This is a genomic window from Delftia sp. ZNC0008, assembly GCF_000799035.1.
Lineage (GTDB): Bacteria > Pseudomonadota > Gammaproteobacteria > Burkholderiales > Burkholderiaceae_C > Comamonas > Comamonas tsuruhatensis.
On record NZ_JTKZ01000954.1, the window covers coordinates 1 to 13,604 of the forward strand.

A 13,604-nucleotide genomic window follows, 5' to 3' on the forward strand; every position below is an offset into this window, starting at 1 on the left:
CCGCGTGATCATGCGGTCCGCCGACAGAGGGTGGCCCGCGTTGCGCGACCCGGTCAACGGGGACCAGGTATCGAGTACATCGGTTGTCATGGATCTGTCTCCTTGTTGAGTGTGGTGTTGCGCCCCGGCCGCTGCTCAGCCCCATAGGCGCTGCGGGCCAAGAAGGCGTCATCGGCCAAGCGGCTCCCGGCGCCGCTGCCCGCACGGTGGAAGGCCTCCAGCGCGAACACTGCTTTCAGTCTGCTGCCCAGCGCCTGCGTTTGCCGCAGGTGCCAGAAGCTGGCCTGCATGCCGCCTGGCGCGGGCTCGCCATGCCCTGTCTTCGAATGCAGTCTGGGCATGGGATGTCTCCTGGGCTCCGATCGCGGCTCTCGACCCATGGCTGCTGGGTTGATGCGGAAAATCAAGGTGTATGCACTCGAATTAAGTCGGATTGCCTACAAAGAAACACCAAGGCTTTCCATGGAGCAATGCCTCTTTTTCCCCGCGTACAAGGATTGTGAATTTTTCGATTTGACTTGACTATCGGGAAAATACTTTATTTGTTTTTGACTATTGAATTGAGTGTTTGAGCGTAGGCGCTTGAAATTCCCGCGGTGGACGGATGTTTCCACCGGGGCCAACGTGGCGACGCAGGACCCTGGACGGTGGCAATGCACCGCAGGCAGCTGAAATGTCAGCCCATAGCCATGCAGGCAGCGGCGGCATGCAGGGGCAGGAGGTCCATGTCGGGGGAAAGAAAAGGGGAAGGAAAAGGAGAAGGAGAAGCGGAGCCGGCTGCGGATCGCGCGCAGCTTGCGGCTGCCACCAGCGTCCGCGAGGCTGGCGTCAGGAGCACGGCGCAGATCGGCCTGCTCCCGGCCATTCCCGATGCCTTCGCCAACCTGGGCGGCTTCGCGCTCGCCCGGCGCGTGTCCTGCCCAGGGCGGTGGTCAACCGCCGAAGGCAGGTGGTGCGCGCCGTTCAGCGCATGGTCACGAACTCTTCTGCCGCCGTGGGGTGGATGGCCACGGTGTCGTCGAAGTCGCGCTTGGTGGCGCCCATCTTGAGCGCCACGGCAAAGCCCTGCAGCATCTCGTCCATCCCCAGGCCGATGCCGTGTATGCCCACGATGCGTTCCTCGGGGCCCACGCAGACCAGCTTCATGCGCGCGGGCTGGCGGTGGCGCGTGACCGCCGTGTACATGGCGGTGAAGGCCGATTGGTAGACCTTGACCTGATCGTCGCCAAAGCGCTCGCGCGCCTGCGGCTCGGTCAGGCCGACGGTGCCGATGGGCGGGTGGCTGAAGACCACGGTGGGCACGTTGTCGTAGTCCAGGTGCTCGCCGGTCTTGCCGTTGAACAGGCGCTCGGCCAGGCGCCGGCCTGCGGCCACGGCCACGGGCGTGAGTTCGATGCGGCCCGTGATGTCGCCCACGGCGTGGATGCCGGGCACATTGGTGTCCTGGAACTTGTCCACCGCGATGTGGCCGCTGTCCTGCAGCGCCACGCCTGCGGCCTCCAGGTTCAGGCCCGAGGTGTCGGGCCTGCGGCCCACGGCCCAGACCACGCAGTCCACGGTGTGGCTGCTGCCGTCCTGCAGTTGCAGATCAAGGCTGCCGTCTGCGTTGCGGACCACGGCCTTCGGGGTGGCCTGGCGGTGCACGGCGGGGCCTTCGGCCTCCATGATCTCCATCAGGGTCTGGCTCAGCAGCGGATCGAACCCGCGCAGTGCCGAGTTCTGGCGCAGGAACAGATGGGTCTGCGATCCCAGCGCGTGCAGCACGCCGGCAATCTCCACGGCGATATAGCCGGCACCCACCACGGCCGTGCGCGCAGGCAGGGCCTTGAGGGCGAAGAAGCCGTCGGAGTCGATGCCCAGCTCGGCGCCAGGTATGTCGGGCCGTGCCGGCCGCGTGCCCGTGGCGATGAGGATGTGATCGGTACTGAGCCGCTGGCCGCCCACCTCCACGGTGCGCGCATCCACGAAGCGGCCAAAGCCCTGGATCAGCTCGACCTTGTTGCGCGCCAGGCCGCTTTCATACGAGGCATGGATGCGGTCGATGTAGGCACTGCGGCTGTCCAGCAGGCGCTGCCAGTCCAGGCGGTCGACGGTGGCATCCCAGCCGTAGTCGGGGCCGTAGCGGTGCATGGCCTCGCCGATCTGGGCCGCATGCCACATGACCTTCTTGGGCACGCAGCCCACGTTGACGCAGGTGCCGCCGATCTCGCCGGCTTCGATCAGCGCGCAGTGGCGCCCGTGCATGGCGGCGCGGTTGGCCGATGCAATGCCGCCGCTGCCGCCGCCGATGACGATGTAGTCGTAGTGCTTCATGGAGATTCCGTGCTGTGTCTGAGCGGCCCGAATGCCGCAGCCGGCCATCTTGCCCTGTTCGCCGGCCAGGGGCCTGCGGCGGGGGCAATGCCGCCATCTCCGCGCCCAGACGACGGCCCGGTTGGCCGGCGTATCGCCGCTTTGCAGGGCCGGGGGCAGCAGGCGTTTGGTGGCGAATGAACGGACGGTGGCGCGGCAGCCCGCGTTGCGCAGGGGGCGGGACGCACTGTCAAGAAAAGCGCAACGCGCAGTCAAGGCGCGGGCAGGTGCGGCCGCTAGGCTCCTGCATTGCCGGTACCCCCGGCACGGACCAGAAGAACAGCAAGTTGAAACGGGAGTGCATGTGAGAGAACGAGGCAGTCGCCTTCAGGCGGAATTTTCCAGGGCCATGATGCCGTGGGTGGTGGTATTCGGCGCCGGCCTGCATTGCGTCGCGGCTGTGGCCGCGCCGGCGCAGGGGCTGGTCATGACGGGCTACCAGACGCAGACCAACGCTTGGTATACGGCCATGGTGACCGAATACACGTTCAGCGTGGGTGGGGTGGTGCAGCAAGGCGGCTCGCCGCCCGCCGCTGCGGATTGGGCCACCCCTTCCAACTACTGGGATGGCGGCTGGACGCGCAACAGCTGGAACGAGCGCTACACATACAGCTACCAGGGCCAGATCCTGCAGACGACCAACCCCCTGGACATTCCTGCGGCGGCGGCCTGGGCCACGATCAGTTCCTTCCAGATTGAGAGCGCCTCCAGCACCCTTCCCATTGGCAACACGATCTTTCACTATTCGCTCGATGGCATCCAGACCCTGCTTGCCATGGACGCATCGTCCATCCCCGCCAATGCGGTCTGGGCGGGTCTGTCATCCATGACCGATGGGTGGAGTGCAACACAAAACCATGGGTTTGCCAGCTATGTGCTGGGCCGCCCGGTCTTCAGTCTGGCTCCCGCCGTCGATCTACATGCCGGCGGCGTGACGGCCAAGGCCCGCGTGGCGCTGGACCGGGACGGCACGGGCTACTGGCAGGTGCTTGCTGCGGCCGCCGCGGCGCCGGATGCCGCCACGCTGCAGGCCGGCGGCTCCCCGGTCGGCATGACGGCAGGCGTGGTCCACGATATCGATATCGGAGGGCTGGCGGTGAATACGGCCTACAGGCTGCACTTCATCGCCAGGGATGGCGCAGGCCGCGTGCAGCCGGATGTGGCCAGCGTGCCCTTCACCACGCTCAGGCTGGAGCAGACCATCGACTTTGCGCAGCCGTCGGCGCAAACCTTCGGCACGACATTCACGCCCGTTGCAACGGCTACCTCCGGCCTGGCCGTGACGTTTTCCGCATCTGCGCCAGAGGTTTGCACTGTCGATGCCGCAGGGGTGTTCAGCTTCCATTCCGCAGGCACTTGCACGATGACGGCCCGGCAGGGCGGCGACGCGACCTATGGTCCCGCCCCCGAGGTGGCTTACCCGGTGACGGTGCAGCCTGCTGCGCAGAACATCGTCTGGAGCATGCCGGCGCCTCTGGTCGTGGATGCACGGGTGGCTCTGAGCGCCGCCGGCGGTGGCTCGTCCCAGGCCGTGCAGTTCAGCTCCCTGACGCCGGCGGCGTGCTCCGTCAGCGGTGCCGAGGTGTCCGGCAGGCTGGCGGGTACGGACAACTGCCTGCTGGCCGCCGATCAGCAGGGGGATGCCAACCATCTGCCTGCGGCCCGGCAAGTCCTGTCCCTGAGCATCGGCAAGGGCGCGCAGGCCATTGCCTTCACTTCCGCGGCGCCAGCGGCCGCCAAGGTGGGCGATACCTATGCCGTGGCTGCAACGGGCGGGGCTTCCGGCAAGGCGGTGGTGTTCTCCGTGGATGCGGCGACGGCTGCCCATTGCACCATCGCGGGCGGTTCTGTCTCATTCATTGCGCCGGGACCCTGCCGCATCCTGGCAGACCAGGCCGGCGATGCGAACTACGAGGCGGCGGCAAGGCAGCAGCAAAGCGTGCAGATCGCCCAGGCCACAACCACCCTGGCGATCACCTCGACCCCCAACCCTTCCCGGCCCGGCGACGATGTGACCATCAGCGTGTCGGCCGTGACCGGGGCGCAGGACCGACGGGGGGCGCTGCGGGCGATGGCGGCGGCGCTCCCCTCGGGCAGCATCACGGTCTCGTACAACGGGGCGCAGCTGGGGTCGGCGCCCCTGGTTGGCGGCGCCGCCAGCATCACGGTCCGGCTGCCCGTGGCGGCCGGATCCCACGGCCTTGTGGTCGACTACAGCGGGGATGCAGTCCACGCCCCGATGAGCCAGGGCTTCACACAGGCCGTGGTGGCGGCGCCGGTGCCCACGCCTGTGCCGGCCCTGCATACCGTGGCGCTGGTCATGCTGAGCCTGCTGGCGGCCGGGATGGGGGCCGGCAGGCTGCGCAGGGGCCGGTAAGCCAGGCTGCCGGGCGGCATGAACCCCGGCGCGGCGCCTCAGGCGGCAGCGATGCGCCGGGCGATGGCCTGGCCCACTTCGGTGGTGCTGGCCGTGCCGCCCAGGTCGGGCGTGCGCGGGCCGCTCCTGATGACTTCCTCGATGGCCGAGACGATGGCGTCGTGCGCCGCGCGGCCTGCGCCCTGGCCGTGGGTCAGGAAGTCCAGCATCAGCGCCGCCGACCAGACCATGGCGATGGGGTTGGCGATGTTCTTGCCGTAGATGTCGGGCGCCGAGCCGTGCACGGGCTCGAACAGGCTGGGGAAGCTGCGGTCGGGGTTGAGGTTGGCCGAGGGGGCCAGGCCGATGGTGCCCGTGGTGGCCGGGCCCAGGTCGCTGAGGATGTCGCCGAACAGGTTGGTGGCGGCCACCACGTCGAAGCGGCCCGGCTGCAGCACGAAGCGCGCGGTCAGGATGTCGATGTGCTGCTTGTCCAGCGTGACTTCCGGGTAGGCCTTGGCCACGTCCTCGGCGCGCTGGTCCCACCAGGGCATGCTGATGGCGATGCCGTTGCTCTTGGTGGCCAGGGTGACGTGCTTGCGCTCGCGGCTTTGGGCCAGGTCGAAGGCGTACTTGAGCAGGCGCTCGGCACCCTTGCGCGAGTAGACCGATTCCTGGATCACGATCTCGCGGTCCGTGCCCTCGTACATGATGCCGCCCAGCGAGGTGTACTCGCCTTCGGTGTTCTCGCGCACCACGTAGTAGTCGATGTCGCCGGGCTTGCGGCCGGCCAGCGGGCAGGGCACGCCTTCGAACAGGCGAACGGGGCGCAGGTTGATGTACTGGTCGAACTCGCGGCGGAACTTGAGCAGCGAGCCCCACAGCGAGACATGGTCGGGCACGGTGGCGGGCCAGCCCACGGCGCCGAAGAAGATGGCATCCATGCCGGACAGCTGCGCCTTCCAGTCGTCGGGCATCATTTTTCCGTGGGCCAGGTAGTAGTCGCAGTGGGCCCAGTCGAAATGGTGGAATTCGAGCTTGATCGCAAAGCGGCTGGCGGCAGCTTCCAGGGCGCGCAGGCCTTCGGGCATGACTTCCTTGCCAATGCCGTCACCGGCGATGACGGCGATCTTGAATGTGTCTTGCATGGTGTCTGTCCTTGGAATGGATTGATATGAAGCGGCGCCGCTGACAGCCTGGCCGCATGCATGGCATTGTTGGCTGCGCCAGGGCTAAATACAATCGGCCAACTGTGGTTCCATTATTTACAGATCGTGAATAAACAGCCGTCTCCCGAAGACCTGCGCGTCTTCACCGTGGTGGCCCGCAAATCCGGCTTTGCCGCTGCGGCCGAGGAATTGGGGGCTTCGCCCGCCTATGTGAGCAAGCGCATCCGCCTGCTGGAGGAAGAGCTGGGCGTGAAGCTGCTGCACCGCACCACGCGCCGCGTGGCCGTGACCGAGGAGGGCGAGCGCGTCTTCCACTGGGCGCAGCGCATCCTCGACGACATGGACCAGCTGATGCAGGAGGTGGCCATCACGCGCAGCGAGCCGCGCGGCCTGCTGCGCGTGAGCAGCAGCTTCGGTTTCGGGCGGCATGTGATCGCGCCCGCGCTTTCCAGGCTGGTGGAGCGCCATCCGGGGCTGCAGGTGCGGCTGGACGTGTTCGACCGGCTGGTGGATGTGGCGGGCGAGGGCTTCGATCTGGATGTGCGCGTGGGCGACGAGATCGCGCCCCACCTGATTGCGCGGCGCCTGGCCGACAACCACCGAGTGCTGTGCGCCGCGCCTGCCTACCTGGCGCGCCGTGGCACGCCGCGCACGCCGGCCGAGCTGTCGGCCCATGACTGCCTGGCCATCAAGGAGCGCGACCAGGCCTTTGGCGTGTGGCGGCTGCGCGCGGGCGCGGCCGAGCAGGCGGTGAAGGTCACGGGGCCGCTGTCGGCCAACAACGGCGAGATGGTGGTGCAGTGGGCCGTGGACGGTCGCGGCGTTGCGCTGCGCTCGCTATGGGATGTGGGCGCCCATCTGCAGGCCGGGCGCCTGGTGCAGGTGTTGCCCGAATGGCGGCAGGAGGCCAATGTCTGGGCTGTGTATCCGACGCGGCTGCAGCTGTCGGCCAAGGTGCGGGTGTGCGTGGAGTTCCTGCAGGAACACTTCAAGAAGGAGTGGATGGCAGCCGCTCCCTGAGCGGGGCGGCTGCTGCAGCGGACTGGCCGGGGATCAGCCTGCCAGGGCGGCCTTCACTGCGGCGGAGACCTGGCCCATGTCGGCCTTGCCTGCCAGTTGCGCCTTGACCGCGCCCATGACCTTGCCCATGTCGCCGGGGCCGGATGCGCCCAGTTCGGCCACGATGGCCTTGACGGCGGTGGCCACTTCCTCGGCCGACATGCGCTCGGGCAGGTAGGCGGTCAGCACGGCCATCTCGGCCTTTTCCTTGTCGGCCAGGTCCTGGCGGCCCGCGCCCTCGAAGGCGGCGATGCTGTCCTTGCGCTGCTTGATCAGCTTGTCCACGATGGCGATGACGGCGGCGTCGTCCAGCTCGATGCGCTCATCGACTTCCTTTTGCTTCATCGCTGCCTGCAGCAGGCGGATGGTGCCCAGGCGCTCGCTGTCCTTGGCGCGCATGGCGGTCTTCATGTCTTCGGTGATCTGGGCCTTGAGGCTCATGGCTTTTCTCCTGAGGTGATGGCGTCGGAAAACACGGAACAAAAAAACAAAAAACCCGCGCCTGGCGTCCCGAGCGCGGGTTTTGCGGCTGACGAGAGCCGGCTGGTCAAGGGCTGATCAGTACAGCTTCTTGGGCAGCTGCATGCTGCGAACGCGCTTGTAGTGACGCTTGACGGCGGCAGCCTTCTTGCGCTTGCGTTCGGCAGTGGGCTTCTCGTAGAACTCGCGAGCGCGCAGGTCGGTCAGCAGGCCGAGCTTTTCGATGGTGCGCTTGAAGCGGCGCAGGGCAACTTCATAGGGCTCGTTTTCTTTTACGCGGATGGTGGTCATTAGCTAGATTTCCAGATATCTGTGCTGACAGCGGGTTCCCGGGAAGATCGGGCCTGAGAGCCATGTTCAGCGGTTGGTCCCCGTCCAAAGTTAACTAGTATTGGCCGACGGGGCGATTGCCAGCAAAGCGGGCGATTATACGCGAGACGAAAGCGGTCTGACAAATCAGGCAGAAGGCAAGGCCTGCGCACAGGCGTGCCCACTGGCCCAGGCCCATTGGAAGTTGTATCCGCCGAGCCAGCCGGTGATATCCACCACTTCGCCAATGCAGTACAGGCCCGGCTGGGTCTTGCATTCCATGGTCTGCTGCGAGAGCGCCCGCGTGTCCACGCCGCCCAGCGTCACTTCCGCCTTCTTGTAGCCTTCCGTGCCCGTGGGCACGATCTCCCAGCGTGACAGGCGCTCGGCCAGCTGGTTCAGGGCCTTGTCGGAGGCTTCGGCGATGGGGCGCTGCCAGGCAGCATCCTGCTGCACCCAGGCATCGGCCAGTCGCGAGGGCAGCCACTGCGCCAGTTCATTGGCGATGAGCTTGCGCGAGCGCGACTTGGCCCTGAGCAGCTCGCCCTGCAGGTCCACCTCGGGCGCGAGGTTGATGCTCAGGGGCGTGCCGGGCTTCCAGTAGCTCGATATCTGCAGCACGGCCGGGCCCGACAGGCCCCGGTGCGTGAACAGCAGGTCTTCCATGAAGGCCATGCGTTCTTTCCTTTTGCCGCCGGGCCGCCCCAAGGCAGAAGCGGCCCCCTCGGGGGGCAGCGACCCGCGGAGCGGCGGAGCGTGGGGGTCACTGATCCTGGTGCTGATCTCCACGGGCAGGGCCAGGCCCGCGAGCTGGGCGTAGGGGGCCCAGGCGTCGCCATCGAAGGTCAGCGGCACCAGGCCCGGCGTGCGTTCGACCAGGGGCAGGCCGAATTGCTGGGCCAGGCGGTAGCCGAAGTCGGTGGCGCCGATCTTGGGGATGGACAGGCCGCCCGTGGCGATGACCAGGCTGGGCGCCTGCACGGCGCCACGGCTGGTCTGCAGGCGGTACTGGCCATCCGAATGCGCGACGGAATCGACCTTGCAAGGCTGCCAGCGCTGCACGCCGCCGGCCTGGCATTCGGCCAGCAGCATGGCGATGATGTCCTCGGCCGAGCGGTCGGCGAACAGCTGGCCCTTGTGCTTTTCATGGTGGGCAATGCCGTGCCTGTCCATCAGCGCGATGAAGTCGGCCGGCGTGTAGCGCGACAGGGCCGAGCGGCAGAACTGCGGATTGCCGCCCACGAAGTGCTTGTGGGGCGCGCGCACGTCCAGGTCGCGGTTGGTGAAGTTGCAGCGGCCACCGCCCGAGATGCGGATCTTCTCTGCCACCTTCTCCGCGTGGTCCAGGAGCAGCACCGACAGGCCACGCTGTCCGGCCTGGGCCGCGCAGAACAGACCGGCCGCGCCGGCGCCGATGACGATGGCGTCGAAAGAGAGGGAAGAGGTCACAAAAACGTCACTCGGGGGGCAAAAGGGCGCCCATTCTCGCGCAATGGCGCTTTTTCCTAGAATCCCGTGATGAATTTCCCATCGCACCAGCTGAGCATGACTGTGCTCATGTCGCCCGACATGGCGAACTTTTCGGGCAACGTCCATGGCGGCGCCGTTCTCAAGCAGCTCGACCAGGTGGCCTATGCCTGCGCCAGCCGCTACGCGGGCCGCTATGTGGTCACGCTGAGCGTGGACCAGGTGATGTTCCTGCAGCCCATCCACGTGGGCGAGCTGGTGACGTTCCTGGCCAGCGTCAACCACACGGGCAAGTCGTCGATGGAGATCGGCATCAAGGTGGTGGCCGAGGACATCCGCACCCAGGTGGTGCGCCATGTGAACAGCTGCTTTTTCACCATGGTGGCCGTGGACGAGAACAAGCAGCCGGCCGCCGTGCCGACGCTGGTGCCGTCCAACGACGAGGAAAGGCGCCGCTGGCAGGCTGCGCTGATCCGCAAGGACCTGCGCCGCGAGCTGGCCCAGCGCTTCGAGCAAAGCCGCGTGACGGCCAGCAGCACGGTCAGGCCGGGCTGAGCGTGGAGGGCGCGGCGGGCGGCAGATGCCAGGTGCCGGGCGTGCTGCCCTGCAGCTCGTTCCGCACCTGTTCGATGACGCGCCTGAGGTCTTCCATGGCAGCCGGCTTGGACAGCACCTCGTCGGCGCCGGCCTGCAGGTAGCGCAGCGCTTCGGAGGCTTCGGGGCTGGCGGTCAGCGCGATCACGCGGCAGCGGCGCAGCTGGTTTTCGGCCTCGCGCTGGCGCAGGCGCCGGATGAACTCGAAGCCGTCCATGAGCGGCATGCGTCCATCGGTGATGATGAGATCGAAGGACTCGACCAGGCAGCGTGCCCAGGCTTCCTGTCCATCGCCGGCCAGGCAGATGCCGTGGCCCAGCGCGGCCAGCTGGCTCTTGAGCAGCTCGCGGTTGAACAGATAGTCTTCCACGGCCAGGATTCTGAGGTCGGACCCGGACCCGGGCTGTGATGCGGGCAGGGGCTCGGCACTGGCCTGAGGCTTTCCTTGCAGCGCCACCGAGGCGGGCAGGACCAGGGGCAATATTCCCTCTGACGCGGGCGTGACGTCGGCCTGCATGCGGTGGTCCGGCTCCACCAGTGGCAGGCTCAGCCTGACCGTGAAGCGCGAGCCTCGGCCCGGTGCGCTGTCCACCGTGATGGTTCCCCCCATGTGCTCCAGCAGGCGCCGCGTGATGCTCAGGCCCAGGCCGCTGCCAAAGGCCCTGTCCTGGTGGGCGCCTTCCACCTGCGAGAAGGGCTGGAACAGCCGGGCCTGGTCCTGCGGCGCAATGCCGATGCCCGTGTCCTCGACCTCCATCTGCAGCAGCAGGCGGTCATGCCGGCTGGCGCCATGCGCGCGCAGGGTGACGCTGCCGCGCTCGGTGAACTTGATGGCATTGCTGAGCAGGTTGAACAGCACCTGCTTGAGGTGCAGCGGGTCGGCCGTCACGCTGTGGTCCACGCCGCTGCCCACTTCGGTGCGCAGCGACAGCCGCTTGCCGTGGGCCAGGCCTTGCAGCAGCGGGGCCATGTCTTCGATCAGCGGGCGCAGTGCCACGGGCTGGAGCGTGGAGTCGATATGGCCCGACTCGATGCGGTGCAGATCCAGCACATTGCCCAGCAACAGCAGCATGCCCTGGGCGGCCTTGTGGGCGGAGGCCAGCATATCGCGGTGGGGCAGGCCGAGCTTTTCCCGGTCCTGCGCCAGTTCCAGCAGGCCGATGACGGCACTCAGCGGCGTGCGTATCTCGTGGCTGGTGGTGGACAGAAACAGGCTCTTGGCCTGGTTGGCGGCCTCGGCGCGCCGCTCGGCCCGGCGTGTCCTGCGCATCTGGCGGCTCAGGTAAAAGCCCCAGACCAGGGAGATGACCGTGACCAGGGCCAGCGCCCCGGCCAGCAGCAGCAGGCGCTGGCGGTGCTCGCGCCAGAAGCTCGCGCCGTTGCCGTTATGGTGCGGCGCCCAGTGGTGGACGATTTCGGCCACCTCTTCGGGTGCGATGGACAGCTGGGCCTTTTCCAGGATGCCCAGCAGTTCTGGTTCGGCGGCGTGCACGGCCAGGCTGATGGGGCGGGTGTAGTCGTCCAGGATGCCGGTGAGCTGCAGCCGGCTGCCCAATTGCTGGGCGTTGGCATAGCGCGCCGCGTAGTCGTTGCCCACGAAGGCATCGCTGTCATTGGCCTCCACGCTGGCCAGGGCCTGGGTCAGGTCGGCATACAGCTGCAGCCGTATGCTCGGATGCTCCCTGCGCACCGTGCTTTCGAGAAAGAAGCCCGCCACCATGGCCACGCGCTTGCCCTCCAGTCCCTGGAGGTGGTGTATGGGCTTGTCGCGCGGGGTGCCTGCGTTGGCCTCGGGCCGGGCCATCACCACGACCGTGCTGCGCAGATAGGGCGGCAGCAGCCTGATATCGGGCGAGGCCGTGGGCGGCGAGGTGTACGCCGGGGTGAGCAGGGCCTTGCCGGAGCCCAGCATGGTTTCGAGTTCGGAATAGTTGCGCGCGGCGATGTACTCGAACTGCAGGCCGGCGCGGCGGCTGATCAGGTCCAGGTAGTCGGGGCCTATGCCCTGGGCCTGGCGGTCGGCATCGAGCTGTCCCAGCGGACCCAGCGAGCCGTTGAGCACCACGGGGATGCGCGGATGGGCATCCAGCCACTGCTTTTCCGAGGGCGTCAGCGCCACGCGGTCGCCGCCCAGCAGCGGGCGGCGGCTTCCACTCCAGCTGCGCAGGATGTCGTCGCCGTGCTGCACGGTGATGCTGGGCAGGGCCTGGTCCAGGTAGGCCTTCAGCTGTGCATCGCCATGCCTCACCAGCATGCCGAAGCCACGGCTTTCAATGGGCGCAAAGCCCTGCACGCGCAGGTTGAGCAGGTAGTTGGCCTGGATCAGGTAGTGCACCGTGACCGTGTCGCCGACGAAGCCGTCGATCTCGCCCAGGCTCAGCGCCTCCAGCGCGCGGCGGGGTGTTTCATAGGTCAGCAGCTCGCTGAGGGGGTAGGCGGCAGCCACCTGGGAGCGCAGCAGCTGGTCGGGCGTCATGGCCAGCCGCGCACCCCGGCGCCGGGCGTCGAAGGGGGCATTCGACGGGGAGACCAGCACGGGCTGGCTGGGCAGGTAGGGCACGCTCAGGGCCAGGTCGGCGCGCTCGGCTTCCAGCTCGGTGCCGCCGCAGGCCAGGTCGATCTCGCCGCGGCGCAGCGCATCGAGCACGGCCGCACGCGATCCATAGGACTTGAAGCGCACGGGCGTGGGAAAAAGCAGGCCCAGGTGGTCGGCCGTGATGCCCTGGAAGCGATCGCCATCGATCATGCCCAGCGGCGGATGGTCCGGCGTGGAAATGCCCAGCGTCAGCGGCCCGCGCGCCTGCAGCCATTGGCGGTGCGCAGGCGTGAGCCAGGGCTTGGTGCCTGCCGTGACGCGCGTGGCCAGCACCATGTCGGCGCCGCTGGCCAGGCCGGGCATGGGCATGGCCATGCCAAGTGCGCAGCTGGCCAGCAGTTGGGCCGCCAGGTGTCGGCATGCCGGCCACGATGCCTGCGTCGCTGTGGAAGTGAGAGTACGGCTTGATGTTTTCATTGAATCCCCCGGTGGCGCTGCCGCAGTCCGGCGCAGCTGACGGCCTGCGAAAACGGTCTAGACGCTGTTTTCGGCAACCAACAGGAGATTTTTAATGAAAACTAATGATTTTATCTATCGATAGATATTTTCTTTGTTGCAGCTCGGCACTCAGGCGGCAGCAACCGCAGGGTTGGGTTGCTCCTGGGGTTCGGCCATTGCCCGAATGCCATGGACCACATCTCCAACGACGATGACACTGGGGCTGCCCAGGCCGGTGTCGGCAATGCATTGCACGAGCGTGTCCAGCGTGGCCAGTGCATGGCGCTGCTGCGGCAGGCTGGCGTGCTGGATCACGGCCACGGGCGTGGCGGCGGGCAGGCCGTGCAGCAGCTCGGCACGGATGTGCTCCACGCTGCTCACGCCCATGTAGATCACCAGGGTGAGCCGGGCATCGCGCGCGGTGGCGGCCAGCTGGCGCCAGTCCGTGCCGCTGTCGCCGGGCTTGGCGTGGCCGGTGATGAAGACCACGCCGTGCGCCCGGTCGCGGTGCGTGAGCGGCGCGCCCAGGCTGGTGAGCCCGGCCAGGCCGGCCGTGATGCCGTTGACGACCTGGACCTCGACGCCGGCCTCGCGCAGATGTTCCACCTCTTCGCCGCCGCGCCCGAAGATGAAGGGGTCGCCGCCCTTGAGGCGCACCACCGTCTCGCCATCCTGCACGGCGGACAGCATGAGCTTTTCGATGAAGGCCTGGGGCGTGCTCTTGCAGCCGCCGCGCTTGCCCACGTAGACGATGCGCGCCGTGGGCGAGGCATGGGCCACGCGG

The 13,604-nt window shown here is 67.5% G+C and carries 11 protein-coding genes; 3 read left to right on the forward strand and 8 right to left on the reverse strand.

Going from position 1 to position 13,604, the window contains the following annotated elements; genetic code table 11:
• Positions 1 to 86: 86 nt before the first annotated feature.
• Positions 87 to 341, reverse strand: coding sequence for a hypothetical protein (locus tag L995_RS30710; protein WP_047475243.1), 255 nt, complete (start codon positions 339 to 341; stop codon positions 87 to 89).
• A 622-nt stretch (positions 342 to 963) separates the two neighbouring features.
• On the reverse strand, positions 964 to 2,313 hold the full coding sequence (gene gorA, locus L995_RS30715; RefSeq protein WP_047475245.1) for a glutathione-disulfide reductase: 1,350 nt from the start codon (positions 2,311 to 2,313) through the stop codon (positions 964 to 966).
• A 388-nt stretch (positions 2,314 to 2,701) separates the two neighbouring features.
• Between gorA and L995_RS30720 the strand changes: the two genes are divergently transcribed.
• Positions 2,702 to 4,729 carry an Ig-like domain repeat protein gene (locus L995_RS30720; protein WP_231574572.1) on the forward strand — a complete coding sequence of 676 codons (2,028 nt, stop codon included), beginning with the start codon at positions 2,702 to 2,704 and terminating at the stop codon, positions 4,727 to 4,729.
• Between the two features lie 38 nt (positions 4,730 to 4,767).
• Here L995_RS30720 and L995_RS30725 read toward each other — a convergent pair whose 3' ends face one another.
• Positions 4,768 to 5,856: a tartrate dehydrogenase gene (locus L995_RS30725; RefSeq protein WP_017406912.1), complete on the reverse strand. Its 1,089-nt coding sequence runs from the start codon at positions 5,854 to 5,856 to the stop codon at positions 4,768 to 4,770.
• A gap of 126 nt (positions 5,857 to 5,982) precedes the next feature.
• On the opposite strand from L995_RS30725, the gene L995_RS30730 reads away from it, so the two are divergent.
• Complete coding sequence (locus tag L995_RS30730) at positions 5,983 to 6,897, forward strand: LysR substrate-binding domain-containing protein (RefSeq protein WP_197065208.1); 915 nt, start codon at positions 5,983 to 5,985, stop codon at positions 6,895 to 6,897.
• Positions 6,898 to 6,930: 33 nt separating this feature from the next.
• Here the strand turns inward: L995_RS30730 and L995_RS30735 are convergent, their stop codons facing one another.
• From L995_RS30735 to L995_RS30745, 3 genes are all read right to left on the reverse strand, one after another.
• Positions 6,931 to 7,377, reverse strand: a complete 447-nt coding sequence (locus L995_RS30735) for a GatB/YqeY domain-containing protein (protein WP_016449728.1) — start codon at positions 7,375 to 7,377, stop codon at positions 6,931 to 6,933.
• A 117-nt stretch (positions 7,378 to 7,494) separates the two neighbouring features.
• Positions 7,495 to 7,707 carry a 30S ribosomal protein S21 gene (gene rpsU / locus L995_RS30740; RefSeq protein WP_003052999.1) on the reverse strand — a complete coding sequence of 71 codons (213 nt, stop codon included), beginning with the start codon at positions 7,705 to 7,707 and terminating at the stop codon, positions 7,495 to 7,497.
• 165 nt (positions 7,708 to 7,872) lie between these two features.
• Positions 7,873 to 9,174: an NAD(P)/FAD-dependent oxidoreductase gene (locus tag L995_RS30745; protein WP_047475250.1), complete on the reverse strand. Its 1,302-nt coding sequence runs from the start codon at positions 9,172 to 9,174 to the stop codon at positions 7,873 to 7,875.
• Between the two features lie 69 nt (positions 9,175 to 9,243).
• On the opposite strand from L995_RS30745, the gene L995_RS30750 reads away from it, so the two are divergent.
• On the forward strand, positions 9,244 to 9,747 hold the full coding sequence (locus L995_RS30750; RefSeq protein WP_017406259.1) for an acyl-CoA thioesterase: 504 nt from the start codon (positions 9,244 to 9,246) through the stop codon (positions 9,745 to 9,747).
• Here L995_RS30750 and L995_RS30755 read toward each other — a convergent pair.
• Positions 9,734 to 12,697 (reverse strand): ATP-binding protein, encoded by a 2,964-nt coding sequence (locus tag L995_RS30755; RefSeq protein WP_047475253.1) that lies wholly within the window; start codon positions 12,695 to 12,697, stop codon positions 9,734 to 9,736. The two genes, L995_RS30750 and L995_RS30755, sit on opposite strands and share 14 nt — an antisense overlap.
• A 252-nt stretch (positions 12,698 to 12,949) precedes the next feature.
• Positions 12,950 to 13,604: uroporphyrinogen-III C-methyltransferase (cobA, locus tag L995_RS30760; RefSeq protein ID WP_047475257.1), on the reverse strand; the 655-nt coding region annotated here is incomplete at its 5' end.

Bases quoted from the DNA above. Each gene is read 5' to 3' on its own strand.
- L995_RS30725 (WP_017406912.1), bottom strand. From the start codon at position 5,856: ATGCAAGACACATTCAAGATCGCCGTCATCGCCGGTGACGGCATTGGC.
- gorA (WP_047475245.1), bottom strand. From the start codon at position 2,313: ATGAAGCACTACGACTACATCGTCATCGGCGGCGGCAGCGGCGGCATT.
- rpsU (WP_003052999.1), bottom strand. From the start codon at position 7,707: ATGACCACCATCCGCGTAAAAGAAAACGAGCCCTATGAAGTTGCCCTG.
- L995_RS30755 (WP_047475253.1), bottom strand. From the start codon at position 12,697: ATGGCCATGCCCATGCCCGGCCTGGCCAGCGGCGCCGACATGGTGCTG.
- L995_RS30720 (WP_231574572.1), top strand. From the start codon at position 2,702: ATGATGCCGTGGGTGGTGGTATTCGGCGCCGGCCTGCATTGCGTCGCG.
- L995_RS30735 (WP_016449728.1), bottom strand. From the start codon at position 7,377: ATGAGCCTCAAGGCCCAGATCACCGAAGACATGAAGACCGCCATGCGC.
- L995_RS30750 (WP_017406259.1), top strand. From the start codon at position 9,244: ATGAATTTCCCATCGCACCAGCTGAGCATGACTGTGCTCATGTCGCCC.
- L995_RS30710 (WP_047475243.1), bottom strand. From the start codon at position 341: ATGCCCAGACTGCATTCGAAGACAGGGCATGGCGAGCCCGCGCCAGGC.